Here is a 25,866-nt window from a genome sequence, read left to right as displayed (position 1 = left end):
TTATGCGGACTAAAGCTGGTACTGGCTGATGATGTTCATCTGCTGCTCGGCCTGACTGCGCAGTGACCTGGCATGACCCGCCGTTTGCGCTGCCACCGCATTGGCCTGCTCCGACATCTGGGCAATGCGCTCCACCTGCCGGGCAATGCTGTTGCTGGCTGCGCCTTGCTCCTTGATGGCCATGGAGATGTCAGCCACCATGCCGGTGGTTCCGGCAGCCGCTTCGCCAATACTGAGGATGGCCCGGTCTGCTTCATCCGCCCGGCTTACCCCACCCTCCACCAGCTGCTCGGCATTGTTCATCTGCGCCACCACCGCTGCGGAAGCCTGCTGCATGGCCTGCAGGCTGGCTGAAATTTCCTGGGTGGAGCTGGCAGTACGCTCAGCCAGCTTGCGCACTTCGTCGGCCACCACGGCAAAGCCGCGTCCCATTTCCCCGGCCCGCGCTGCCTCGATAGCGGCATTGAGCGCCAGCAGATTGGTCTGGTCTGCCACATCGCGTATCACCTGCACCACCGACATGATTTGCTGACTCTGCGCATTCAGGCCACGCAATGCCTGACCGGCACTGGCAATGGCGGTTGAAATATCGCGAATATCGCTGATGGTCTGGCTGATGGTGACCGATCCCGCCTCGGCTTGCTGGCTGGATGTCTGCGACAGGCGCTGCGCTTCGTCGGCACGCTCGGCCACATGGTTGACGCTCACCGTCATCTGCTCGATGGTGGCTGCCACTGCCGCAGAGGATTCGCTCTGCGCGGATGCCGCCTGGAAAATGGTATCGGCTGCCTCGTTCATCTGGTGCGACGATGCCATCACATCCTGGGCACCATGCTGCAGCTGTTGCAGGTTCTGTTGCAGGCTGTCCAGCAGCGAATTGAATGCCTTGGCGGTACGACCCAGTTCATCCCGGCTGTCGTTGCGCACCCGCAGTTTGAAATCCCGCTGCCGGCTGAGCAGCTCCATGGTGTGCTGCATGTCGGTCAATGAGCGGGTAATGGCCCGGATCAGCCACCAGCCGCCAATGGCGGTCAGCAACAAGGCTGCCAGTGCCAGCGACATCTGCAACCACTTGGCCATGGCATAGGCCGAATGGTTGGCTTCGTTCTGGCGGTTGCCCAGCTGGTAGTTGTAGTTGATCAGCTTGTTCAGGTCCGCTTCCAGCTTGCCGGACAACTGATACAGCGTGCCGCTCTCCAGCATGGCCGTGGCCACCGACATGTAATTGGACCGGGAGTTGTTGAAAAACTCGTCCATGGCAGTACGGTATTGCGCCATGTCGGCCTTGGCCTGCTTCACCATCTGCCGGTCGGTGTCATCCACCGCCAGTTCGGTCTCATATTGGCCGACAGCCTTGTCAAACTGCAGGCGTTTGCTTTCGATGGCCTTTTCGTCTTCCTGCTTCTTGTCCTGCTGCACATGGGATACATGGTTGCGCAGCGAGGTCCGCATGTCGTACATGGCGACTTGCGCACTTTGCAAGGCTTTCAGACTGGGAAAGGTATTGCTGCTGATGTACTCGAAACGGGCCTGTGCCGCACTCAGTTGCCACAGCCCTACTGCGCTGACCACCAGCAGTGCCAGCAAGGCAATGGATAGTAGCAGCGTGATTTTCAGCTTGATTGTCATCCTCCAACTTCCTTTTCGGTTTGTTATTGTTGGACATGCTTCTGACTGGTCCTGCCCCATCTGTAAATGACCGGCCGGGAAAGTGCCGGTCATTGCGCAGGGCTTGCTGTTTTATACATGAGTGCCCGGATGATGACGATGAGAACTTGCAGTCGCTGCGGCAAAACAGACAGGGCTGGTCGTACCGAGATTCGCCTTGAAGTAGCTTTGTCAGCTGCTTATAAGTGAAGCAGGTGATTTTCCAGATCAAACAGGTGGGCTTCAGCCGGAGACGTAAGCCGGTCAGGTACAGGACTGTGAAATTAATCCATATCAGCGATACGCATCTGGGCAAAAATGATAATGCACTCCGCTTCTCCCGCCTGGTGGACCAGCTTGTCACCGCGCCCCCACTCCCCCCGCAGGAATGCCTGCTGATTCATACCGGTGATGTCATCGATAGCGCCAGTGCCGAAAACCGCGCAGCGGGTTGCCAGCAATTGGCCCGCTTGTCCGCCGCCGGCTATCGGGTGTATCTCTGCCCCGGCAATCACGACTATGGCAATGCAATGGCCATCAACAACCAGGCGGCGCATGCTTTTCTCCATGATTATCACCAGTGGATTTTCCACGATCAGCCCGCCAGCTTTCCGGTGGTGCATCACCTTGATGCTGCGCATGTGCTGATCCTGCTGGATTCCAACGCCGCAGAACTGGTGTGGTACCAGCGCTGGTTTGCCGAAGGCCATCTGGGCAGCAGCCAGCTGGCGGCACTCAACACCTTGCTGGACCAGCCCGACATCAGGGACAAGCGCATCATCCTGTGCTTGCATCACCACCCGTTTTACTACGGCTACAGCGTCGCACCGGATGTGGGAGACGGTCATCTGGCCATTCACCTGCTGGCTGGCGTCACCCGCAGTTTCCGCCGGCTCAAGGATGCGTACTCCTTGTGCAAGATCATTCAGGACCGGGTGCAATTACTGCTGTTCGGTCACATGCATTACGGGCTTGATTGCAGTTCGGAAAGTCAGAAATACGGCATCCCGCAGGCGTTTGATGGCGGATCGTCCACCGCTACCGATGATGATTGCGACCGCCTGCGTTACCGCCAGATCGACACCGACACCCGCGTGGTGCACACCAGCATGCTGCGCCTTGATTAACGGCCGGAGGGGAATGAAAGCACATGAAAATCATCGACAAGGTTTTGTTGCTGTTGCTGGCCATATTGGCGCGCCCCGCCTATCTGCTGTTGCGCTTCATGATGATTACCACCCTGTTCAGCCCATTGCTTGTGTTTCTGACATGGCTGCTGCCGCCCGCTTACCGCGCCATTTTCCTGTCCTCGGCCATCACCCTGCTGTTTGTGCTCAATCTGTTTGGCGTAGCCCTGCCCCCCTCCCGCCCCACCTACTGGGGCAATCCGCAATATGGCGGCTGGAAAGGCTTGGGTAATTTCCTGATAGACCGCCTCATCAACTGGATAGGGACATTGAAATACGCAAGCTTCCGCAGCGGGCCAATCAGCATGGCTTACTGCGTGCAGGAGGATCCGGGCGGTTACAAAATTGATGCACGCGCCATTCGCAGTCTGCTTGAAGGCGGGCAGGATGGCCTGCCATTGCAACCGGGCGATATCCTGCTCAGGGGTTTTGACCATTTCATTGATGGCGCTTTCATCAATATGGCGGGCAATAGCGGAAATGACGCGCAGTATTATTCCCATGCCGCCTTGTACGTGGGTGAACTGACCGAGGCCGACCGCAAACTTGCCGCCAGTGAACTCAAGGTAGCCAGCGGCAATGCAGGCTGGACGGAAGCCAGCGAGGCAGAAAAAGAAGCTGTCAGGCATGACCCGGCCTATTTCCAGACCGGACGGCAGATGGTGATTCACTCAATGTCGCGCGGCGTGTTTGTGGAAGACATCCTGACCTTCACCCGCTGCGATTATCTGTGCGTTATCCGTTTGCAAGGCCCGTTACAGAAAGAGAGTGGCAGCCTGGCAAAATCCCTGCCCGGAATGGCAGCATTGAGCGAACCTGAGTCGGCTATAAACCAGCAATTGCAGCAGCATTTGGCGGTGAATGTGGCCGATGTGGTGTGTGCAGCACGGCATGCTGCACTAAGCCGTATCGGTAGCGCATATGACTTTCAATTTGATGATGGCAAGACATTTCATCGTTTCAGCTGCTCCGAGTTTGTCTATTTTTGCTATAAAAGTGTACATGGGTTGATTGGTTTGCAACTGCAACGTCACGCTCTTTTCAAGGTCCTGTTTGCCCGCAACTCCATCACTCCACCTGACATATACAAAACAGCCAAGGCAGGGAAGTTCATGAGGATTGTCTGGCGCTGTTAGCGTGCTTGGTCGATGCGATCGGGGAAATCATGACCAAAACTGCCAGAGCGCTCATCACTTACGATGCAGTGCTACGTACGGTGTGCTCACTGCTGGGATTGAATGTACAAGCGGTAAGCACTTTGGAGGAAAGGCGCAAGCAGGCGGTCATCGCCATTGCACTGGCTTTACCCGTCACCCTGGTGTTTGCGCTGGTCAATTATTACCAGTTTCACTTTGAAGAACTGGCACAAGCCGAAATCATCGTCGCCGTCCTGTTCTTGCTGCCCGCGTTTTTATTGCTGAATATCGAGCGGGCCATTCGCTGGGCGGAATCACTCATCCTGTGGTACGGCATTTTCATTTCCAGCGCACTCATCGTATACGGGGGACTGGAAGGCAGTGGCGTACTGTGGGTATTCACCTATCCATTCCTGGCATTTTTCATCAAGGGACAACGCCTTGGCTGGCTGTATTGCCTGGCCTGGGTGGCCGTATGCTGGCTGGCGGTAAAGCTGCTTGGCAATCTGCCGCATGCCTGGCATTACCCGGATGCTTATGTGGGCCAGATGATTCCGGCCTTGCTGTTTTATTCCACCATGGCCGCGGCATTCAATCTGGTACGGGCCCGCTTTGAAGAAATGCTGCACGACAAGGTGGAAACCAATACCGCACGCGCACGCGCCTATCTGGATCAGCTGCAGTTTCTGGCCCAGCATGATGAAGTCACGGGCTTGCCCAACCGCAATCGGCTGAACGTACTGCTGGAGGAGGCCATCGCACAGTGCAATCCGGCTCAGGAAGCCATCGTGGTGATTGACCTGCGACTGGAGCGGCTGTTTGAAATATCGAACATCCTGGGGGAGAGAGGCGGAGACTTGCTGATGGAGTCCATTGCCCGTTCGCTGCAGGACCGCTACGGCAAGATAGGCTGCCTGGGACGGCTGCGCCGCGACGAGTTCGGTTTTTTCTACCAGGCCGATTTGCAAAATACCCAGCCTTGCAAGCTGGCCGAAGCGGTATCCGACATCTCGCTGAGCTATCAGGTGGATAACTACCCCATCCACATTGAAAACACCATCGGCATTGCACTCTACCCCCAGCATGCACAAACCCCTGCCGAGCTGTGGCTCAAGGCAGAGCAGGCCATGCTGCATGGCCGTGCCAACAAGCTGGACATTTCCATTTACAACGAGGAGCTGAACCAGCAATTTGTCCGGCGTAACCTTTTGTTTGGTCAGCTGCGCCATGCACTGAGCACGCAGGAGCTCAGCCTGCATTTCCAGCCGCAAATCGACCTGAAAACCGGCAGGCTGGTGGGAGCAGAAGCACTGGCGCGCTGGCGTACCGGTAGCGGGCAGTATATTTCCCCGGCCGAGTTCATTCCGGTTGCCGAAAGTTCAGGCCTGATCAAGCCATTTACCAAATGGCTGCTGTCCGAATTTTTCCGCCAAACGGCACAATGGCGGCAAGCAGGCATGAACCTGCACTTTTCAGTCAATCTGTCGGCACGCAACCTGGCCGACCCCGAGCTGATTTCAGACCTGCGCCACTTGCTGGCCTTTCATGCAATACCTGCTGAAAACATTGTGCTGGAGATTACCGAATGCTCGTTTTCCGACTCGCCAGACCAATTCATGATGACGGTGGATCAATTGCACAGGATGGGTTTCCGGCAATCAATTGACGACTTCGGGACTGGTTATTCGTCGCTCTCCTACCTGAAGGACCTGCGGGTGAACGAACTGAAGATAGACCAGAGTTTCGTCACCAACCTGACAACGGAGAAAAGCTGCATCGCCATTGTGAAATCCACCATACAACTGGCGCATAACCTGGGGCTTACCGTCGTGGCAGAGGGAATAGAAAGCGAGGAAGTGGCAGCCTTTCTGAGTCATGCCGGCTGCGACATTGGCCAAGGCTACTACTACAGCAAACCACTGCCGGTGGATGCATTCTTCAGCTATGCATCATCGAGCACAACGCCCTGATACGGGTGCCCATGCAATCCGGGGCAATGTGGCCGGCCGAAGGGAAAAACAAAAAGCCCACCATGGAGGTGGGCTAAATGCTTGAATCTGTTGGCTCCCCGAGCAGGGCTCGAACCTGCGACCTGCGGATTAACAGTCCGTCGCTCTACCGACTGAGCTATCAGGGAATCGCCTAAAGAGAAAGCTATTTTATAAACTCATTGCGAAACCGTCAAGCCCCTGCACGTAGTTTTTGCAGGGGCCATGCACGACATCAGCTGTTGCGGGTTTCCACCTGCTTGAGTTCAATCGCTACCGGCTGCTCTTCAGTCTGACGAACCACATCACGACGACGCGGACCGGCAGGTACTTCAACCTGCGGCACCACAACTTCAGACACCGCCTTGGTGGCAACCATCACCAGACCACCCAGATCAGCCGGCAATTCGGCTTCGATCTTGGGCTGGGCTGCTGCCACAGTTTCCACGACCACCGGTGCCACGGCCACAGGCTCGTTCACGGCAACTTCTGCAACTTGCGCAGCAGCAGGCTCAACGGCAGGTACCGGTTCGGCGGCAACCACCACCTCGGCCTGCTCAAGCGTGGTTTCTGCCACGGTGGTGACCTGCTCCAGCGGGGCAGCCACTTCGGCGACTTCCACAGTCTCGACAGCCACAGCAGCTTCGGTCACGACAACTGCAGCAGGTGCAGCCACTTCGGCCACCACCACTTGTTCTGCCTGCACAACCGGTTCGGATGCTGCTTCAACCGGGCTGGCTTCAACAGCAAGCGTCTCAACCGGTGCAGCCGCCGGAGCAACAGCTTCTTGCGCTACCTCGGCCGGGGCTGCGGCAACTTCCACCGCGTCCACTGCAACGGCAGCTTCTGCAGCCGGCTGGGCGACCGCTTCGGAAACCACCGCAACGGCAGCAGCGGCAGCCACACCAGCTACAGCTACTTCGGCAGTCACATCGCCAGCGGCAGCTTCTGCCACCTGAGCGGTGCTATCACCTTCGACATTGTCACGACGACGGTCACGACGGCCACGACGACGACGACCACGTTCGCCACGCTCTTGCTGTTCGGCGGACTCGGCAGCCACTTCCACGCCTTCGGCACCATTCAGGTTCAGTTCTTCCTGAGCGGCAGCCAGCGGCTTGTCGGCTTCGTTGCGTTCAGCCTGCTGGCGACGACGGGACGGCTTCTCGGCGGCTTGCGGTGCAGCCTGTTCGCCACGCTCTTCAGTCTGCGGACGCGTGTTTTGCTCGCGCGCTTCGCGGTTTTCACGCGGCTCGCGTTCGCGGCGCTGACGCGGTTCGCGTTGCGGCTGCTCGCTGCGCTCGGCACGTTCCGGACGCTCTGCGCGTTCGGTGCGCTCGGCACGTTCCGGGCGTTCTACGCGTTCCGGACGCTCCTGACGATCACCGCGCTCGCCACGCTGACGACGGCCATCTTGGCGCTCGCCGTCGGCACGTGCTTCGGTCGGGCGCTTGCCCGCCTCTTCACCCTGACGGCGATCGTGATGGTCACGGCGAGCCTGGCTGCCCGGACGACGCTCGTTATTACGCTGGCGGTTGCCATTGCGCTGACCTTCGCGCTGGCCGGCAGCGGCCGGTTTTTTCTTCTCGGTTTCCTGCGGAGCAGCTTCCGGCTCGGCAAACAGGCTCTTCACCCAGCCGAAGAAGCGGCTGACCACGCCCTGCTCGGCCACCACCGGTGCAGCTGCGGCAACGGGCTGGGAGGATACCGGAGCCGGCTGTTGCGGGGTAATGCCCTTGACTGCGGCTTCCTGACGCTCGGCCTTCGGCTTTTCCTGACCAAAATTGGTGATGATGTCTTCTTCCTGCACTTCCACGCGCAGATAGCTCGGGCCATCACCCAGTTCAGCCAGATCGTCGTGACGGATACGGGCGATCTTGTAGTGCGGGGTTTCCAGATGAATATTCGGAATCAGCACCACATCCACGTCCAGACGCTCTTCGATGGAGTGGATTTCGGCACGCTTCTCGTTCAGCAGGAAGGTGGCAACATCTACCGGCACCTGTGCGTGTACCGCACCGGTGTTTTCCTTCATTGCCTCTTCCTGGATGATGCGCAGGATGTGCAGTGCGGAGGACTCGGTACCACGGATGAAGCCGATGCCATGGCAGCGCGGGCAAGGCTCGTGACTGGTTTCACCCAGCGACGGTTGCAGACGCTGACGCGACAGTTCCAGCAGGCCGAAGCGGGACAGCTTGCCCATTTGCACGCGGGCGCGGTCGTGCTTCAGCACATCGCGCAGCTTGTTTTCCACTTCACGCTGGTTTTTCGGGTTTTCCATGTCGATGAAGTCGATCACGATCAGACCGCCCAGGTCGCGCAGACGCAACTGGCGGGCGATTTCTTCGGCGGCTTCAACGTTGGTGCGCAGTGCGGTTTCCTCGATGTCGGCACCCTTGGTGGAACGGGCGGAGTTGACGTCGATGGAGACCAGCGCTTCGGTATGGTCGATCACGATGGCACCACCGGACGGCAGCTGCACGCTGCGCGAGAAGGCGGTTTCGATCTGGTGTTCGATCTGGAAGCGGGAGAACAGCGGTACGTGATCCTTGTACAGCTTCACGCGGTGCACCATGTTGGGCATCACGTGGCTCATGAACTGGCGGGCCTGTTCGTAGATTTCGTCGGTATCGATCAGGATTTCGCCGATGTCCGGATGGTAGTAGTCACGGATGGCGCGAATCACCAGGCTGCCTTCCTGCAGAATCAGGAAAGGCGCGCTTTGCGAGCCGGCCGCGCCTTCAATGGCACGCCACAGCTGCATCAGGTAACCCATGTCCCATTGCAGTTCTTCCAGATTGCGGCCGATACCGGCGGTACGGGCAATCAGGCTCATGCCATTGGGGACTTCCAGCTGGGAGAGCAGGTCTTTCAGTTCCTGACGTTCTTCACCCTCGATGCGGCGCGATACACCACCGCCACGCGGGTTGTTCGGCATCAGGACCAGATAGCGGCCAGCCAGGCTGATATAGGTGGTGAGGGCTGCGCCCTTGTTACCACGCTCGTCCTTTTCTACCTGGACAACCACTTCCATGCCTTCGCGCAGCACGTCCTGAATGCGCGGACGGCCGCCGTCATAGCCCTGGAAATAGGAACGGGATACTTCCTTGAACGGCAGAAAGCCGTGACGTTCGGTGCCGTAATCGACAAAGCACGCTTCGAGGGAGGGCTCGATACGGGTGATGATGCCCTTGTAGATATTCCCCTTGCGTTGTTCCTTGCCAACGGTTTCGATATCGAGGTCAACAAGCTTTTGCCCGTCGACGATGGCAACGCGCAGCTCTTCAGCCTGCGTTGCATTAAACAACATGCGTTTCATGAATATTCCCTGCGCAGGCACTCACGCAAGGGATGCAGCCAGTATTTGACGGCCCAGAGACTAGTGATGGGCGCTTTCCGAAAGAAGTGTTGGTATAAAGATCATTACAACCGAGATATCAAGCCTACTTCCTGACGTAATTTCACACGAGCCCGGGGGTTTGAGCGCATTAGCGCAACGGATATTTTCTTCCGGGTTGCCATCACGGGCAGCCTGGACAAACTGGAGAGCATCGTGCCGGGTCAAACTTTGCTGCAATATCTCCTGACTGGCTTTGCATCAGGAAATGGAATACTGGTGAGTGCGTTATGCGACTAAATGCATTACCATCGCTGCTTTTTGGTGAGCGAGTTAACCTTGGCTGCGGCCGGTTGACGCGGCATCAGGTCAGGGTCATTACCCTGCCGGCCGGTTCACTTTCCCGCAGCAGCATCACGCGGCAATACTGCCTGTGACCATGGCTTTCCGGAACGCTGTCATCGCACTGAAATGTGCGGTCGAGCGCACGAAGTATAAGCAATATGACTGACATTCGCAAAGACTCCGTCACGTTTCTTGACGTGGACGAGGGAGATTCCGGCCAGCGGCTGGACAACTTTCTGGTACGCATCCTCAAAGGCGTGCCAAAAAGCCATATTTACCGCATTCTGCGCTCGGGCGAAGTCCGGGTGAACAAGGGGCGCAGCGATGCGTCCTATCGCATCCAGGCGGGCGACAGCATCCGCATTCCGCCCATCCGCCTGGCCGAGCGCCCGGTCAATGACGTGCCGCCGGGCAGTTTCCCGGTGGTGTACGAGGACAATGCCCTGCTGGTGATCGACAAGCCAGCCGGCGTGGCCGTACATGGCGGCAGCGGCGTATCCTTTGGTGTGATCGAACAGCTGCGCAAGGCCCATCCGGACTGGAAATACCTGGAACTGGTGCACCGGCTGGACCGCGAAACTTCCGGCTTGCTGATGCTGGCCAAGAAGCGCTCGGCCCTAGTGAAGCTGCACGACATGATGCGTGCCAACGTGCCGGACAAACGCTATCTGGCACTGGGTATCGGCCAGTGGGACCCCAGCAAGAAAGCCGTCAAGCTGCCCTTGTTCAAGTTCCATACCGCCGACGGCGAACGCCGCGTCAAGGTCGCCGAAGGTGAGGACGGCCAGTTTGCCCACACCAATTTCAGCATTGTGGAACGCTTTGCCGACTTCACGCTGGTGGAAGCCCACCTGCGCACTGGCCGTACGCATCAGATCCGCGTGCACATGCAGGCCAGTGGCTGCCCGATTGCCGGTGATGAAAAATACGGCGACTTTGCGCTCAACAAGGAACTGGCACGCAGCGGCCTCAAGCGCATGTTCCTGCACGCGCGCAGCCTGACCCTGCCCCACCCGCTGACCGGCGAGACGCTCAAACTGGAAGCACCGCTGCCCGCCGAGCTGGAAAATTATTTAAAGAAGCTGAGAAGCTGATGGCACGCGCATACGATTTACTGGTATTCGACTGGGACGGTACGCTGATGGACTCCACCGCGCACATTACCCACTCCATCCAGAATGCCTGCCGCGAACTGGGCCTGCCGGTGCCAGACCGTCAGGCCGCCAGCCATGTCATCGGCCTGCGGCTGGACCAGGCCCTGCACATGGCCTGCCCCGGCCTTGACGACACACAGCACAAAGCCCTCACTGAAAGTTTTATCCGCCATTACCGCAGCAGTGACGATGGCGTGACGCTGTTTGATGGTGTGCGCGAAGGCCTGCACGCCCTGCGCGAACGCGGTGTGTTCATGGCAGTAGCCACTGGCAACAGCCGGATCGGCCTGAATCGCCTGCTGGCGGAAACCGGCCTGGGGCCTTTGTTTGATGCCACCCGCACCGTGGACGAATGCCATTCCAAACCGCATCCGGCCATGCTGCAGGAACTGAGCGACGAGTTGGGTGTAGACCTGGCGCGCACCGTGATGATTGGCGATACCAGCCACGATCTGAACATGGCATTGAATGCGCGCGCCCATGGCGTGGGCGTGAGTTACGGCGCACACGACGTGAAGCTGCTGCAGGACTGCCAGCCGCAAACCATCGTCCACAGTTTTGCGGAGTTGCAGCAATGGCTGCTGGAACGACTGGACTGATCTGCGATAGTAGCGCGCTGGTCGATAGCGGCCGCGCGGTGCGCTTCGAAGTCACCGGCCCGGATGGCAAGCCACAGCCGGCTATCGCCCTGCGTTATCAGGGCCGGGTGTATGGCTATGTCAATGCCTGCCGCCACATCCCCATCGAACTGGATCTGGAAGACGGCAATGTGTTCGACCTGTCCGGCCAATACCTGGTGTGCAGCATGCACGGCGCGCTCTACCTGCCCAATAATGGCCGTTGCGTCAGCGGCCCCTGCCGCGGGCAAAGCCTGCAAGCCCTGCCTTTATATGAGGCAGACGGTAAGGTGTGGCTGAATATCATGCCAGACTGATTTTTTGTTAGACTGCCGACATTCGCAATCAAGGCAACTGCAATGAACGACACTCCGAACTGGGAACGTCAACTGGTGGAAAAACTGGCCATGGCGGCCCTGGTGGAACAGCGCCGCGCCCGACGCTGGAAAATCTTTTTCCGCCTGGTGTGGCTGGGCATTATTGGCGGCCTGTTGGCCACCGCCTTCCTGCGCAATGAAGACAAATCGGCCGAAGCCCTTACCGGTGGCGGCCACACCGCTGTCATCAGCCTGGAAGGCGTGATCGACAGCGAGAACAATACCGCCGAAAAACTGAGCGCCGCCCTGGAAGACGCCTACGGTGACAGCGGTACGCGCGGCATCATCATCGAGGCCAACAGCCCGGGTGGCAGCCCGGTGTTGTCCGGCATGGCCTATGACGAAATCCGCCGCTTGAAGAAGCAGCATCCGGCCATTCCGGTGTATGTCACGGTGCAGGAAGTGTGCGCCTCTGGTTGCTATTACATTGCCGCCGCTGCCGACAAGATCTTTGTCGACAAGGCCAGCATCATCGGCTCCATCGGCGTATTGTCGGACGGCTTTGGCTTTACCGGCCTGATGGACAAGCTGGGCGTGGAGCGCCGCCTGAAAACCGCCGGTGAAAACAAGGCGATGGGCGACCCCTTCTCCCCCACCAACCCCAAACAGGAAGCCATTCGCCAGCAATTGCTGGATGACATCCATCAGCAGTTCATCAAGGCGGTCAAGGACGGACGCGGCAGCCGCCTGAAGAGCGACCCGCAGCTGTTTTCCGGCATGGTATGGATTGGTGAAAAAGGCATTCCGCTGGGGCTGGCAGATGGCCTGGGCAGCACCCGCTCGGTGGCACGCGACGTGATCAAGGCGGAAAAGACTGTGGACTACACCCAGCAGGATGACCTGTCCAGCCGTGTGGCACGCAAGATTGGCGTGGAGTTTGCCGGCGGCGTACGCAGCCTGTTCAACACCCGCCTGTTCTGACCCTTTACCGTCACGGAGCACTCAATGGCACGCAGAAGACGCCGGCAGGAAGAAGAACACGAAAACCACGAACGCTGGCTGGTTTCCTATGCCGACTTCATTACCCTGCTGTTTGCCTTCTTCGTGGTGATGTATGCCATTTCCTCGGTCAACGAAGGCAAATACCGCGTGCTGTCCTCTGCCATTGTCGACGCCTTTCGCAGTGGCTCCACAGTAAATATCCAGACTACCCCGCCCACCGGCGGGGCCAATACCATGATTCAAATTCCCGACACCAAACCGATTGCCAAGGCGGTGAAGGGAGACCACCACATCGACCCGGCCTCCAAGCAGGGTTCACTGGCGGCGGACCTGGCCAAGGTGATGGACCCGCTGGTCAAGGGCGGTCAGGTCAACATCACCCAAAGCCCCAAAGGCGTTACCGTGGACATCCGCGATACCGCCCTGTTTCCGGTAGGCCAGGCATCGCCGAATGACCAGTCGCGGCAGATCATGGCCGGCATGGCTGCCCTGCTGTCCAAGGTGGACAACCAGATCCGGGTGGAAGGCTTCACCGACAACGTGCCGATCAAGACCTCCACCTACCCTTCCAACTGGGAACTCTCTGCCGCACGTGCAGGCAGCGTGGTGCGTCTGTTCCAGGAAAACGGCATCAATCCTTCACGCCTGGTTGCAGTTGGCCGTGGTGAAAACCTGCCGGTAGCGGACAATGCCACCCCGGATGGCCGCGCCACCAACCGCCGCGTATCCATCACCGTGCTGGCCGAAGACCAGAACGAGGCAGAAGTCTTGCCATCACAACCGTCCACCACTCCGGCACCCGTGGCTACGCCGCCGGCAAAATAATCATCAGCCCAGAACAAAGCCCGTCAGGAGGAGACCATGACCACCCCGCTTTCCACCACTGCACTGGAACAGCTGTTTTACAATGCACGCACCCACGGCCACTGGCAAAACCGTGCCGTGAACGATGAAACCCTGCACCAGCTATTCGACCTGCTGAAGCAATGCCCGACCAGCGCCAATGCGTCTCCCGCACGCTTCGTCTTTCTCAAGAGCGCTGCGGCCAAGGAAAAGCTGCGTCCCTTCCTGATGGAAGGCAATGTGGAAAAAACCCTCAGCGCACCGGTCTGCGTGATCGTGGCACAGGACATGCAGTTTTATGAACACCTGCCGCGCCTGTACCCGTATGCCGATGCCAAGAGCTGGTTTGAAGGCAATGCAGCGGCGATTGAATCCACTGCCGCACGTAACAGCAGCCTGCAAGGCGCTTACCTGATCATGGCTGCGCGCTCGCTGGGACTGGATTGCGGCCCGATGTCCGGCTTTGACAATGCCGGCGTGGATCAGGCCTTTTTCCCGGATGGACGGTTCAAATCCAATTTCCTGATCAACCTGGGCTATGGCGAAGCCGGCAAACTGCATCCGCGTGCGCCGCGCTTCGATTTTGACGACGCCTGCCAGATACTCTGAACCTCCATTCTGACGGTCAGCCCTCCTGCTGACCGTCAAAACTTCGGTTTCACCGGCCGCCCCGGTTATACTAGCGGCCATATTCACTCCGGAGACGCCGATGCTCTACCCCCTTCTGCGCCCTCTGCTGTTCAGATTTGACGCAGAAACCGCCCACGAACAAACCCTGCACCTGCTGGACAAGGCACACCAGCTGCGCCTGCTGTCACTGGCAACACCGGCCGCCACGCGCGCACCGGTCAAGGCCATGGGACTGACCTTTCCCAATGCCGTAGGACTGGCGGCCGGACTGGACAAGAATGGTGATCACATTGATGCACTGGCGGCTCTGGGCTTCGGCTTTCTGGAAATCGGCACCATCACACCCCGTCCGCAGGATGGCAACCCCAAACCGCGCCTGTTCCGCGTACCGGAACACCAGGGCATCATCAACCGCATGGGTTTCAACAACCGTGGCGTGGATGTCCTGCTGAACAATGTGCGCAACTGCCATTTCAATGGCGTGCTGGGCATCAATATCGGCAAGAACGCCGTCACCCCGATTGAAAACGCGGTGGACGACTACCTGATCTGCCTGGACAAGGTGTATGCCTATGCCAGCTACATCACGGTCAACATTTCTTCGCCCAACACCAAGAACCTGCGCCAGCTGCAACAGGGCGATGAACTGTCCCGCCTGCTGTCCGCCCTGAAAACGCGCCAGCAACAACTGGCAGACCAGCATGGCCGCTATGTGCCACTGGCGGTCAAGATTGCCCCGGACCTCGACGACGAACAGATTGCCGATATTGCCCGTCTGCTGACCGTCAACCAGATTGATGGCGTCATCGCCACCAATACCACGCTGTCACGGGTGGAAATTGCCGGTCATCCGCTGCAGGATGAAGCCGGTGGCCTGTCTGGCGCACCGGTACGGGAGCGCTCGACGCAGCTGATCCGCAAACTGGCTCGTGAACTGGATGGCAGCTTGCCCATCATAGGTGTTGGTGGCATTTGCAGTGGTGCAGATGCCGTGGAAAAACTGCAAGCCGGTGCTACGCTGGTGCAGCTGTACAGCGGCCTGATCTACCAGGGCCCTCCGCTGATCAGCCAATGCAGCCAGGCGATTGCCCGTCACTTGCAACAACAAACCCGAAACTGATTTCGAGGAGCCGAAATGTTCTACAAACTGACTCGATTGACCTTGCTGGGCAGCCTCTCGCTCGGCCTGCTGGCTGGCTGCGCCACCTCCGACTCGGCTGCCGTCTATTCCCAGGGACAGATGCGCCGCGCTCAAACCGTAGAGCTGGGTACCGTGGTTTCGGTAAACAATGTCAAGATGGAAGGCAAGAACAACGAACTGCTGACCCTTGGCGGCGCCGCCTTGGGCGGTCTGGCTGGCAGTGAGCTGGGCGGTGGCCGCGGTTCGATTGCTGGTGGTATTGTCGGCGCACTGGCCGGTGGCTTTGGCACCCAGGCAGCCCAGCGCAGCCTGGGCACCAAGAATGCCCTGGAAGTGACTGTCCGGCTGGATGGCAGTGGCCGCCTGATTTCCATTGTGCAGGATGCTGACATCCCGCTGGCCGCCGGTCAGCGCGTCCGCGTCCTTACCGGCGGTGGCGACGACCGCGTGGTTCCGTACTGAAGCACTCTGCGGTAAAAACAAACAGGCTGACAATGTCAGCCTGTTTTTGTTTCAGCCCGCTCAAGCAGCATCTGGCTGCTGCATCGGTATCCAGCGGCCATCACGCAATAGCTCCAGCGGCCGGTACTGGGATTTGTAAGCCATCTTTCGGCATTCCCCGATCCAGTAGCCCAGATACAGGTAAGGCAGCCCCCATGCACGGGCAAGCTCCACCTGCCACAGCACATTGAACACGCCATAACTGGCCTTGGCATCTTCCGGCTCATAAAAAGTGTAGACCGCCGACAGGCCATCCCCCAGCCGGTCAATCAGGCTCACCATTTTCAATGCGCCGTCCAGACGAAACTCCGCCAGCATGCTGTCCACCCCGCTCTTGAGAATGAACTCCGAATATTGCTGGACATTGTCTTCGGCCATGCCACCACCGGCATGACGGGATTGCTGGTAACGGTGATAAAGCTGGTAGTGGTCGTCACGGTATTCCAGCGGCAACAGGCTGACCTCCATGGCCTGCAGACGCTGCCAGCCACGGCGCTGACTGCGGTTGGGGCTGAAGTCCGCCACCGGCAAGCGCACCGGCACACAAGACTGGCAGCTGTCGCAATACGGACGGTAGGTATACAGGCCACTGCGGCGAAAACCCAGCTTCACCAACTGGCTGTATACCGCGGCATCAATGGCTTCAGCAGGAATAGCCACCTGCGAACGCGCTTGTCGTCCGTCCAGATAGCTGCAGGGATATGGTGCGGTGGCATAGAAATGAATGGCAACCGCTTGCGGGTGATCACGATGGCTCATTGTCGAAACGATAGGTCCACATGCCGTCCGCCTGGGGCTCAAGCGTACTTTGCTTCAGCTTAGCAAGAAATTTCGCTCTTGGAATCAGCATTGCGCCCAGGCTTTCCAGATGCGGGGTGTGCATCTGGCAATCGATCATCTCCACTCCGTGACGCGCCAGGTGACGTGCCATGTGGACGAAAGCAATTTTGGAAGCATCGGTACGGTGCGAAAACATCGATTCACCGTAAAACATCCGCCCCAGCCCCACACCATACAGCCCACCAGCCAGCTCACCATCCATCCACACTTCAAAGGAATGGGCGGCACCCAGTGCATGTAACCGGCAATAGGCATCCACCATGGGCGGGATGATCCAGGTGCCGGCTGCACCCTCGCGTGGCGCAGCACAGGCCTCAATCACATGCCGGAAAGCCGTATTGATGGTGACGCGGTAGGGTCGGTTGCGCAGCACTTTGTCCAGTGAACGCCGGACATGCAGTCGCTCGGGAAACAGAACCATGCGGTGGGAAGGCGACCACCACAGGATGGGTTCCCCCTCGGAGAACCAGGGGAAGATGCCCAGTGAGTAGCCCAGCAGCAGCCGCGCGGGAGACAAATCGCCTCCGGCTGCCAGCAAGCCATCCGGCTCGGCCAGTGCAGTGCGAACCGGGGGGAACGCCAGTTCTTGGCCAAGCCAGGGAATCATTACTTGGTTTTGGCGCCGGATTTACCCTGGCAATCGACACATTCACCGTACAGGTAGAGGGCGTGCTCGGCGATGCGGAAGCCATGTTGTTCGGCTATGCGATCCTGCAGCGCTTCGATTTCCGGGTCGAAGAACTCCATCACGCTGCCGCACTTCACGCACACCATGTGGTCGTGATGGCCGCCCTGGTTCAGTTCGTAAACCGCCTTGCCGGACTCGAAATGGTGGCGTACCAGGATACCGGCCTGTTCAAACTGCGTCAGGACACGGTAAATGGTGGCCAGGCCGATATCGATGTTTTCGGCCAGCAGTTTGCGATAGACATCCTCGGCAGACATGTGGCGGTCATCGCTCAGCTCGAACAGGTCGAGAATTTTCAGACGTGGGCCGGTAGCCTTCAGGCCGATATCTTTAAGGTGACTGGCTTTGCTCATCGTGATATAAATTGGGTCGATTTTTGAAGCATGATAAAGCCTTTTTGCGGCTTTGCCTAACATCGCCTTTAAATAATACTCAGCTCATCGGAGTCTCATGCGCGCCCTGATCATTGCTGCCATCCTTGCCCTCGCTGGCTGCACCTCCATGAATCCCCTTCACTGGATCAGCCCTTACAAAATGGAAATCCAGCAGGGCAACTATGTCACGGAAGATGCCGTGGCAAAACTCAAGCCAGGCATGACTCGCTCGCAGGTACGTTTCCTGCTGGGCACGCCTCTGCTCAGCGACCCTTTCCACAGCAACCGCTGGGACTATCCTTATCAGGATACCAAGCAAGGCACACTGGTGGACAAGAAGCTGCTGACCGTGTTCTTTGAAGGCGACACCATGGTACGGGTTGAAGGCACGGCACAACCGGCCGAGCGCGCCGTACTGCCGCCTGATGCTTCCGCTCCCGCCCAGGAAACCGTAAAACAATGAGTGAATTGAATATCGTCATTGTCGGCGCAGCCGGCCGCATGGGTCGCACGCTGATCGAATCCGTACTTGCCACGCCCGGTACCCGTCTGCATGCCGCCATTGACCGTGCCGGTTCCGACTTCATCGGTCAGGATGCCGGCCTGTTCATCGGCCAGCAGACCGGCGTGAAGATTGCCAGCGATTTTGCCGCCGCCCTGTCCGGCGCCGATGTGGTAATCGACTTCACCCGTCCGGAAGCCACGCTGGACTACCTGCAACACTGCCAGCAGCACGGCGTGCAGATGATTATCGGCACCACGGGTTTTGACGATGCCGGCAAGGCAGCCATCAAGGCTGCCAGCGAAAAGATCGGCATCGTGTTTGCCTCCAATTTCAGTGTCGGGGTCAACCTGACCTTCAAGCTGCTGGACATGGCAGCCCGCGTGCTGAACGAAGGCTACGACATCGAGATTACCGAAGCCCACCATCGCTTCAAGGTGGATGCCCCGTCCGGCACCGCCCTGCGCATGGGCGAGGTGATTGCCGACGCACTGGGCCGTGACCTGAAGCAATGCGCGGTTTATGGCCGTGAAGGCGTGACCGGCGAGCGCGACCCCAACACCATCGGTTTTGCCACCGTGCGTGCCGGTGATGTGGTTGGCGATCACACCGTGCTGTTTGCTGCACTGGGAGAACGCGTGGAAATCACCCACAAGGCCTCCAGCCGCGCCACCTTTGCCAATGGTGCGGTACGCGCGGCCAAGTGGCTGTCGGAAAAGCCGTCCGGCCTGTTCGACATGCAAGACGTACTGGGTCTGCGTTAAGCCCCGCCAGAAGCCTGCCTTGCACGGCAGGCTTCACTGCTCACTCCCTTCCTTCGCCTTCCCGATGTCACGCACCCTGCATGTTTGCCTGCTCTTGCTTGCTGCCTTGCTGCTGACCGGGCTGGGCAGCTTGCTGCACGACAGCGGCGTCAGCCTGCATGTCTTGTTGCACCCTTCCTCTCTGCCTGCACTGGAAAGCCAGTTGCTGTGGCAATTACGCCTGCCACGCCTGTTAATGGCCGCCTGCAGCGGCATGTTGCTGGGCTGCGCCGGCAGTGCGGTGCAAGCCCGTTTTTGCAATCCACTGGCCGAGCCCGGCTTGCTGGGCATTTACAGTGGCGCAGCACTGGCCGCAGCGCTGGCACTCAGCCTGAGTGCCGGACTGATGGCTGTCTCGCTGGCAGGCTTTGCCGGCAGCGTGCTGGCACTGTGCTTGCTGCGGGCGCTGGCGGGCCAGGCCAGCGGCACCCGTTTATTGCTGGCTGGGGTTGCCATCAGCACCTTGCTGGCCAGCCTGCTGACCTTGCTGATCACCACCTTGCCCGATGGCGCGCTGCGCAGCGTCACCTTCTGGCTGATGGGCAGCTATGCCGGTGCACAATGGCAGCAGGTGGGCTTGATGCTGCTGGCCACCCCGCTGGTCTGGCTGGGCCTGTTCCGTCATTGGCACTTGCTCAATGCCCTGCAACTGGGCGAAGCGGCAGCGTTTCATCTTGGCTTTGATGTACGGCGGGGAAGCTGGCTGATCGTGTTGCTGGCCTCCATGGCGGCCGGTGTGGTGGTGGCCAGCTGCGGCATGATCGGTTTTGTCGGCCTGCTGGCACCGCATCTGGCCCGTTTGCTGCTGGGCAGCGACGCCCGGCGGCTGTTGTTGGCTGCCCCATTGTTCGGTGCCTGGCTGACGGTGGGTGCCGACTGGCTGGCGCGTAGCCTGCTGGCGCCGGCGGAGCTGCCGGTTGGCGTGATTACCAGCCTGCTGGGCGCGCCATTCTTTCTGTGGCTGCTGCGTCACGCCAAGGACGAACATGCTTGAACTGCAAGAAGTCAGCCTGAAACTGGGCAGCAAAACCGTTATTCGCCAGGTGTCACTCCAGGCGCAGCCGGGTGAGTTGTGCGTGATTCTTGGCCCCAACGGGGCCGGTAAAAGCACGCTGTTGCAGCTGATGTCCGGCTATCGCCATCCGGATGACGGACAGGTATGTCTGGCCGGCAAGCCGCTGTCTGGTCAAAGTGCCGCCAGTCTGGCCTTGCAGCGTGCGGTAGTGGAGCAACACCCGGTCCTGCCTGCGGGCTGGCGGGTGTCCGAACTGATTGCCACCGGGGCGTATCAGGCCCGCGCGATGGTATCTGACAGTGCCTGGCAACAAGCGCTGGCATTGAGTGATACCGGCATGCTGCTGGAACGCACGCTGGGCAGCCTTTCCGGGGGTGAAGCCCAGCGGGTGCACCTGGCACGCGCGCTGCTGCAATTGCTGGTTTCTTCCAGTCCCGAAAGCTACTTATTGCTGGATGAAGCCACTTCGGCACTCGACTTTGCCATTGCCGATGCCATGGTGGTGCGGCTGCACCACATCGCCGGCAGTCTGGGGATAGGCATTGTGGCAGTGATGCATGACCTGAACCTGGCCCTGCGCCATGCCGACCGAGTCCTGCTGCTGCGCGATGGCTGCGCCGTGGCCTGCGGCAAGACGGCAGAGGTAATGCACAAGCAGCAACTGGAAGCCATTTACGGTGTTGCGCTGGCAGAATTGACGAGCCCGGACGCACAGGTCCGGGCCTTTGTACCGCACACTGGCAGCTGAACACTGCGGCTACAGGCGTTGCAGCTCCAGATTGGATTTCACTTCAAAACGCTGGGTAATGCTGCCATCACTGTCCGCGCTTTCCAGCCGCACATCAAAGCCCCACAAGCGCCCTACGTGCTTGAGCACTTCCTGCGCACTGCCTTCGTCCAACGGACGGCGATTGTGCATGGTGTGACGCAGGGTGAGGCTGCGATCCCCGCGTACATTCACCGACCACACCTGGATATTCGGCTCGCGCGAACCCAGATTGTATTGCTCGGCCAGCTTGCTGCGGATGTCGCGGTAGCCGTTTTCATCATGAATGGCCGACACTTCCAGCTTGTCCTCATGGTCGTCATCACGAATGGCAAACAGGCGGAATTCGCGGATCAGCTTGGGTGACAGGTACTGCGAGATGAAGCTCTCATCCTTGAAGTTCTTCATGGCGAATTCCAGCGATGCACGCCAGTCGCTACCGGCCAGGTCAGGGAACCACGCCTTGTCTTCCTCGGTAGGGTTCTCGCAAATGCGCTTGATGTCCTGATACATGGCAAAACCCAGCGCATACGGGTTGATGCCGTTATACCAGCGTGCAGTCACCGGTGGCTGATACACCACATTGGTGTGACTTTGCAGAAACTCCATCATGAAACCATCGGTCACCAGCCCTTTCTCGTACAGGCGGTTGAGTATGGTGTAGTGCCAGAACGTGGCCCAGCCCTCGTTCATCACCTGGGTCTGGCGTTGCGGGTAGAAATACTGCGCCACCTTGCGCACGATGCGCACCAGTTCGCGCTGCCATGGTTCCAGCAGCGGCGCGGATTTTTCGATGAAGTACAGCAGGTTTTCCTGCGGCTCTGCCGGAAAGCGCGGCGGTTCGCGGTTGGCGTCATCCCGGTCACGGCGCGGAATGGTGCGCCACAGGTCGTTCACCTGCATTTGCAGATATTGTTCGCGCTCTTCCTGCCGCGCCTGTTCTTCGGCCAGCGACAGTTTTTGTGGCCGCTTGTAGCGGTCCACGCCGTAGTTCATCAGCGCATGGCAGGAATCCAGCAGCTCTTCCACCGCATCAATGCCATAGCGTTCCTCGCATTTGCTGATGTAGGACTTGGCAAACACCAGATAATCGACAATGGCCGAGGCATCGGTCCAGGCACGGAACAGGTAATTGCCCTTGAAGAAGCTGTTGTGACCATAGGCAGCATGGGCAATCACCAGCGCCTGCATGGTCATGGAATTCTCTTCCATCAGGTAGGCAATGCAGGGGCTGGAGTTGATGACAATCTCGTAAGCCAGGCCCATCTGGCCGCGCTTGTAGCTTTTTTCGGTGGAGACGAAATGCTTGCCGAAGCTCCAGTGGTGATAATTCACCGGCATGCCTACCGAGGAATAGGCATCCATCATCTGCTCGGCCGTAATCACTTCCAGCTGGTTGGGATAGACATCCAGCTTGAATTCATCCACCGCAATCTTGCGGATTTCGCGGTCGTACTCGTCAATCAGGTCGAAGGTCCATTCGGACCCGGTGGAAATGGGTGTCATGCTGTTTTCCCCTTGGCTGGCAGCCCTTGCGCTCAAGCACGCGTGGCTGGCTGGCGTTTGAACAGCTCCCGGAAAACCGGATAAATGTCGGAGGCCGAGCGGATTTTCTGCATGGCAAAGTGACGCTGACGCTCCTTGACCTTGAGGTACTCGTACCACAGGTTCTGCGGCTCCCCTTCGGTGATTTCGATGTAGGCGAAATACTGGCAGTAAGGCAGCAGTTGTTCTTCCATGATGCGACCGCAATTGGCCGAATCACTGTCCCAGTTGTCGCCGTCGGATGCCTGGGCGGCGTAGATGTTCCACTCGCTGCTGCTGTAGCGTTTCTTGACGATGTCCGCCATCAGGTTGAGCGCGGAGGACACCACGGTGCCGCCGCTTTCGCGCGAATGGAAAAAGTCCTCTTCATTCACTTCCACCGCACTGGTGTGATGGCGGATGAACACCACTTCGATCTTGTCGTAGTTACGCTGCAAGAACAGGTAGAGCAGGATGAAAAAGCGCTTGGCCATATCTTTCTTCTGCTCGTCCATGGAGCCGGACACGTCCATGATGCAGAACATCACCGCCTGGCTGGTGGGCTTGGGCTGCTGGATGCGGTTGTTGTAACGCAGGTCGAAGGGGTCGATGAAGGGAATGCTGCCCAGCTTCTCGCGCAGCAGATGGATGCGCTTGCGTTGTTCGCGCACTTCCTGGGTGCTTTCATCGTCCGATTCCAGCAGCGCGTCCAGGTCCTCCTCGGCCTCGCCCAGCCGGGCCAGCGTTGGCGCAGCCATGGCTACCCGCCGCGCCAGCGCACCGCGCAAGGAACGCACGATGCTGATATTGGCCGGCGTGCCGTCATTGGTGTAACCGGCCCGCACCTGCTTGAGTTCTTCCACCCCCATCAGCTGGGTCTTGATCAGGTTGGGCAGCGCCAGGTCATCAAAAAACACATTGAGAAATTCTTCGCGCGACAGCTCGAAGACAAAATCGTCCTCTCCCTCGCCATCCTGGCTGGCCTTGCCACCGCCTCCGCCCCCTCCTCCGCCTTGCGGACGGGCAATGCGGTCGCCACGGATGAACTCCTCATTGCCCGGATGCACCTGTTCGCGCACCCCGCCCTGGCCATGATGGAATACCGGCTCGGAAATATCCTTGACCGGAATGGACACCTTCTCGCCACTCTCGATATCGGTGATGCTGCGCCCCTTTACCGCACGGGAGACGGCTTCCTTGATTTGCGCCTTGAAGCGGCGCAAGAAGCGCTCGCGGTTGACCGCGGACTTGTTCTTGCCGTTCAGGCGTCTGTCTATGATGTGGGACATGGCAACCTCGCTGTTGTCTCCTGCGGCCTGACGGGGCATAGCTGCATACCTGCGCCAAGCCATGCCGGACCTGTCAATTAAGACAGGCCGGGCCAGAATTGGTGCCGCCATGCCGGGCGCATGCACCCGGCAGGCACGGCTTGGTCAGGAGGACTTGCGTACCCGCAGATACCATTCGCACAACAGGCGTACCTGCTTGGCGGTATAGCCCTTTTCCACCATGCGGTTGACGAAGTCTTCGTGCTTCTTGGCATCTTCCACGCTGGCCTTGGCATTGAAGGAAATCACCGGCAGCAGCTCTTCGGTATTGGAGAACATCTTCTTCTCGATCACCGTGCGCAGCTTTTCGTAGCTGGTCCAGGTCGGGTTCTTGCCACCGTTATTGGCCCGGGCCCGCAGCACGAAGTTGACGATTTCGTTGCGGAAGTCCTTGGGATTGGAAATTCCGGCCGGTTTTTCGATTTTCTCCAGTTCGCCATTGAGTGAGGTACGGTCGAAGATTTCGCCGGTGTCCTGATCGCGGTATTCCTGGTCCTGAATCCAGTAGTCGGCGAAGGTGACATAGCGGTCGAAAATGTTCTGCCCGTATTCCGAGTAGCTTTCCAGATAAGCGGTCTGGATTTCCTTGCCGATGAACTCGACATACTTCGGTGCCAGATACTCTTTCAGGAATGTCAGATACTTTTGTTCCTGCTCGGCCGGGAACTGCTCGCGCTCCACTTGTTGCTCCAGCACATACAACAGATGCACCGGGTTGGCGGCTACTTCCTGATTATCAAAGTTGAACACCTTGGACAAAATCTTGTAGGCAAAGCGGGTGGAAAGCCCGTTCATGCCTTCGTCCACCCCGGCATAGTCGCGGTATTCCTGCAGCGACTTGGCCTTGGGGTCGGTGTCTTTCAGGTTATCACCGTCGTACACCTGCATCTTGCTGAACAGGCTGGAGTTTTCCGGCTCTTTCAGGCGCGACAGGATGGCAAACTGGGCCATCATCTTCAGCGTTCCCGGTGCGCATGGTGCATTGCCCAGGGAAGAGTTGCGGATCAGCTTGTCGTAGATCTTGATCTCTTCGGTCACACGCAGGCAGTACGGCACCTTGACGATGTAAATACGGTCGAGGAAGGCCTCGTTATTCTTGTTGTTGCGGAACTGTTTCCACTCCGATTCATTGGAGTGCGCCAGCACGATGCCATCGAATGGAATCGCGCCAAAGCCTTCGGTCCCCTTGAAATTGCTTTCCTGAGTGGCGGTCAGCAGCGGGTGCAGCACCTTGATGGGCGCCTTGAACATTTCCACGAATTCCAGCAAACCCTGGTTGGCCAGGCAGAGGCCACCGGAGTAGCTGTAGGCATCCGGGTCGTCCTGGGCATATTTTTCCAGCTTGCGGATGTCCACCTTGCCCACCAGCGAGCTGATGTCCTGATTGTTTTCATCGCCCGGTTCGGTCTTGGCCACGGCAATCTGGCGCAGCACCGACGGATAGCGCTTCACCACCTTGAACTGGCCGATATCGCCATTGAACTCGTGCAGCCGTTTCACCGCCCATGGGCTGGGGATGGTTTTCAGGTAACGGCGCGGAATGCCGAATTCTTCTTCCAGAATGGCACCGTCTTCTTCCACATTGAACAAGCCCAGCGGCGACTCGTTCAGCGGACTGCCTTTCAGGCAATAGAACGGCACTTGCTCCATCAGCTCTTTGAGCTTTTCGGCAATGGAAGACTTGCCGCCACCCACCGGCCCCAGCAGGTAGAGAATCTGTTTCTTCTCTTCCAGCCCCTGGGCAGCATGGCGGAAATAGGCCACCACCTGCTCGATCACCTCTTCGGTGCCGTAAAACTCACGGAAGGCAGGGTAAACCTTGATGACCTTGTTGGAGAAAATACGCGACAAACGCTGGTCGTGGCGGGTATCCACCAGCTCCGGTTCGCCAATGGCCGCCAGCATGCGTTCGGAGGCGGTGGCATAGGCAGAGGGATCACGCTTGCAGATCTCCAGATACTCCTGGATGGTGTATTCCTCTTCACGGGTTTTGTCGTAACGGGAGGCGTAGTGGCTCAAGATATCCGGGTGCATGGCTCTCTCCTGGCTGGTTGCAGAGGTCCACACGGTGTGCGTGATGCACCCGCCGTCCCCTTGCAAAATTTAGAGTACTGACTGGCTTTCAGATTCTCTTTTTTTGGGTATAGCACATGCAGGGAAGAGCAAGAGCAAAAGCAACAA

23 protein-coding genes and 1 tRNA gene are annotated in these 25,866 nt (G+C 58.7%); 15 read left to right on the top strand and 9 right to left on the bottom strand.

The genetic code is table 11. The features are described from left to right. Nucleotides 1-9 precede the first annotated feature (9 nt). Nucleotides 10-1,629: a methyl-accepting chemotaxis protein gene (locus tag ACE3SE_RS11575; protein WP_374555400.1), complete on the bottom strand. Its 1,620-nt coding sequence runs from the start codon at nt 1,627-1,629 to the stop codon at nt 10-12. Between the two features lie 296 nt (nt 1,630-1,925). On the opposite strand from ACE3SE_RS11575, the gene ACE3SE_RS11570 reads away from it, so the two are divergent. From ACE3SE_RS11570 to ACE3SE_RS11560, 3 genes are all read left to right on the top strand, one after another. Then, a complete protein-coding gene (locus tag ACE3SE_RS11570; protein WP_374555398.1) occupies nt 1,926-2,774 on the top strand; it encodes a metallophosphoesterase family protein in 849 nt (282 codons plus the stop codon). A gap of 203 nt (nt 2,775-2,977) precedes the next feature. Next, complete coding sequence (locus tag ACE3SE_RS11565; protein ID WP_374555396.1) at nt 2,978-3,970, top strand: hypothetical protein; 993 nt, start codon at nt 2,978-2,980, stop codon at nt 3,968-3,970. A 29-nt stretch (nt 3,971-3,999) separates the two neighbouring features. Further along, nucleotides 4,000-5,940, top strand: a complete 1,941-nt coding sequence (locus tag ACE3SE_RS11560; protein WP_156156966.1) for a putative bifunctional diguanylate cyclase/phosphodiesterase — start codon at nt 4,000-4,002, stop codon at nt 5,938-5,940. A 91-nt stretch (nt 5,941-6,031) separates the two neighbouring features. Here the strand turns inward: ACE3SE_RS11560 and ACE3SE_RS11555 are convergent. Then, nucleotides 6,032-6,107 (bottom strand) — tRNA-Asn (locus ACE3SE_RS11555). Between the two features lie 86 nt (nt 6,108-6,193). Beyond that, the gene (locus ACE3SE_RS11550; protein ID WP_374555393.1) at nt 6,194-9,277 is read right to left on the bottom strand and encodes an Rne/Rng family ribonuclease; all 3,084 of its coding nucleotides are present in this window, start codon (nt 9,275-9,277) and stop codon (nt 6,194-6,196) included. A gap of 521 nt (nt 9,278-9,798) precedes the next feature. On the opposite strand from ACE3SE_RS11550, the gene ACE3SE_RS11545 reads away from it, so the two are divergent. From ACE3SE_RS11545 to ACE3SE_RS11510, 8 genes are all read left to right on the top strand, one after another. Then, nucleotides 9,799-10,734, top strand: coding sequence for an RluA family pseudouridine synthase (locus tag ACE3SE_RS11545; protein WP_062789055.1), 936 nt, complete (start codon nt 9,799-9,801; stop codon nt 10,732-10,734). Beyond that, a complete protein-coding gene (locus ACE3SE_RS11540; RefSeq protein ID WP_374555391.1) occupies nt 10,734-11,393 on the top strand; it encodes an HAD-IA family hydrolase in 660 nt (219 codons plus the stop codon). The genes ACE3SE_RS11545 and ACE3SE_RS11540 overlap by 1 nt, the downstream gene beginning before the upstream one ends. Further along, nucleotides 11,369-11,728, top strand: a complete 360-nt coding sequence (locus ACE3SE_RS11535) for a Rieske (2Fe-2S) protein (protein ID WP_045847147.1) — start codon at nt 11,369-11,371, stop codon at nt 11,726-11,728. Before ACE3SE_RS11540 ends, ACE3SE_RS11535 begins: the two co-directional genes overlap by 25 nt. Before the next feature lie 42 nt (nt 11,729-11,770). Continuing rightward, nucleotides 11,771-12,709, top strand: coding sequence for a S49 family peptidase (locus ACE3SE_RS11530; RefSeq protein WP_374555389.1), 939 nt, complete (start codon nt 11,771-11,773; stop codon nt 12,707-12,709). A gap of 24 nt (nt 12,710-12,733) precedes the next feature. Further along, entirely contained in the window at nt 12,734-13,555 is an 822-nt protein-coding gene (motD, locus tag ACE3SE_RS11525) for a flagellar motor protein MotD (RefSeq protein ID WP_374555387.1), read from the top strand. A 36-nt stretch (nt 13,556-13,591) separates the two neighbouring features. Next, nucleotides 13,592-14,182, top strand: a complete 591-nt coding sequence (locus ACE3SE_RS11520; protein ID WP_374555385.1) for a malonic semialdehyde reductase — start codon at nt 13,592-13,594, stop codon at nt 14,180-14,182. A 100-nt stretch (nt 14,183-14,282) separates the two neighbouring features. Continuing rightward, the gene (locus ACE3SE_RS11515) at nt 14,283-15,323 is read left to right on the top strand and encodes a quinone-dependent dihydroorotate dehydrogenase (RefSeq protein WP_045847143.1); all 1,041 of its coding nucleotides are present in this window, start codon (nt 14,283-14,285) and stop codon (nt 15,321-15,323) included. Between the two features lie 15 nt (nt 15,324-15,338). Then, nucleotides 15,339-15,806, top strand: a complete 468-nt coding sequence (locus ACE3SE_RS11510) for an outer membrane lipoprotein (protein ID WP_045847142.1) — start codon at nt 15,339-15,341, stop codon at nt 15,804-15,806. Nucleotides 15,807-15,866: 60 nt separating this feature from the next. Here ACE3SE_RS11510 and ACE3SE_RS11505 read toward each other — a convergent pair whose 3' ends face one another. The 3 genes from ACE3SE_RS11505 to fur are packed head-to-tail and all read right to left on the bottom strand — an operon-like array spanning nt 15,867 to nt 17,726. Continuing rightward, a complete protein-coding gene (locus tag ACE3SE_RS11505; RefSeq protein WP_374555382.1) occupies nt 15,867-16,604 on the bottom strand; it encodes an arginyltransferase in 738 nt (245 codons plus the stop codon). Then, on the bottom strand, nt 16,591-17,292 hold the full coding sequence (aat, locus tag ACE3SE_RS11500) for a leucyl/phenylalanyl-tRNA--protein transferase (protein WP_374555380.1): 702 nt from the start codon (nt 17,290-17,292) through the stop codon (nt 16,591-16,593). The genes ACE3SE_RS11505 and aat overlap by 14 nt, the downstream gene beginning before the upstream one ends. Further along, nucleotides 17,292-17,726 (bottom strand): ferric iron uptake transcriptional regulator, encoded by a 435-nt coding sequence (gene fur, locus ACE3SE_RS11495; protein WP_045847139.1) that lies wholly within the window; start codon nt 17,724-17,726, stop codon nt 17,292-17,294. Before fur ends, aat begins: the two co-directional genes overlap by 1 nt. 97 nt (nt 17,727-17,823) lie before the next feature. Between fur and ACE3SE_RS11490 the strand changes: the two genes are divergently transcribed. From ACE3SE_RS11490 to ACE3SE_RS11475, 4 genes are all read left to right on the top strand, one after another. After that, entirely contained in the window at nt 17,824-18,210 is a 387-nt protein-coding gene (locus ACE3SE_RS11490) for an outer membrane protein assembly factor BamE (protein WP_045847138.1), read from the top strand. Then, the gene (dapB, locus tag ACE3SE_RS11485; protein WP_374555378.1) at nt 18,207-19,013 is read left to right on the top strand and encodes a 4-hydroxy-tetrahydrodipicolinate reductase; all 807 of its coding nucleotides are present in this window, start codon (nt 18,207-18,209) and stop codon (nt 19,011-19,013) included. Before ACE3SE_RS11490 ends, dapB begins: the two co-directional genes overlap by 4 nt. Before the next feature lie 64 nt (nt 19,014-19,077). After that, on the top strand, nt 19,078-20,046 hold the full coding sequence (locus ACE3SE_RS11480) for a FecCD family ABC transporter permease (RefSeq protein ID WP_374555376.1): 969 nt from the start codon (nt 19,078-19,080) through the stop codon (nt 20,044-20,046). Continuing rightward, nucleotides 20,039-20,815, top strand: a complete 777-nt coding sequence (locus ACE3SE_RS11475) for an ATP-binding cassette domain-containing protein (protein ID WP_374555374.1) — start codon at nt 20,039-20,041, stop codon at nt 20,813-20,815. The genes ACE3SE_RS11480 and ACE3SE_RS11475 overlap by 8 nt, the downstream gene beginning before the upstream one ends. A gap of 9 nt (nt 20,816-20,824) precedes the next feature. Here ACE3SE_RS11475 and ACE3SE_RS11470 read toward each other — a convergent pair whose 3' ends face one another. The 3 genes from ACE3SE_RS11470 to ACE3SE_RS11460 all read right to left on the bottom strand — a co-directional run bounded on the left by ACE3SE_RS11470 (nt 20,825) and on the right by ACE3SE_RS11460 (nt 25,719). Beyond that, nucleotides 20,825-22,339: a SpoVR family protein gene (locus tag ACE3SE_RS11470; RefSeq protein ID WP_374555372.1), complete on the bottom strand. Its 1,515-nt coding sequence runs from the start codon at nt 22,337-22,339 to the stop codon at nt 20,825-20,827. 32 nt (nt 22,340-22,371) lie between these two features. Continuing rightward, nucleotides 22,372-23,646 carry a YeaH/YhbH family protein gene (locus tag ACE3SE_RS11465; protein ID WP_045847217.1) on the bottom strand — a complete coding sequence of 425 codons (1,275 nt, stop codon included), beginning with the start codon at nt 23,644-23,646 and terminating at the stop codon, nt 22,372-22,374. A gap of 144 nt (nt 23,647-23,790) precedes the next feature. After that, complete coding sequence (locus tag ACE3SE_RS11460) at nt 23,791-25,719, bottom strand: PrkA family serine protein kinase (RefSeq protein WP_045847133.1); 1,929 nt, start codon at nt 25,717-25,719, stop codon at nt 23,791-23,793. Between the last annotated feature and the right edge of the window lie 147 nt (nt 25,720-25,866).

It is taken from the genome of Aquitalea pelogenes (genome assembly GCF_041914625.1).
GTDB classification, from domain to species: Bacteria; Pseudomonadota; Gammaproteobacteria; order Burkholderiales; family Chromobacteriaceae; genus Aquitalea; species Aquitalea pelogenes.
The sequence above is the reverse complement of the archived record's forward strand: the minus strand, read 5'-3'. Positions and strand labels throughout refer to the sequence as shown.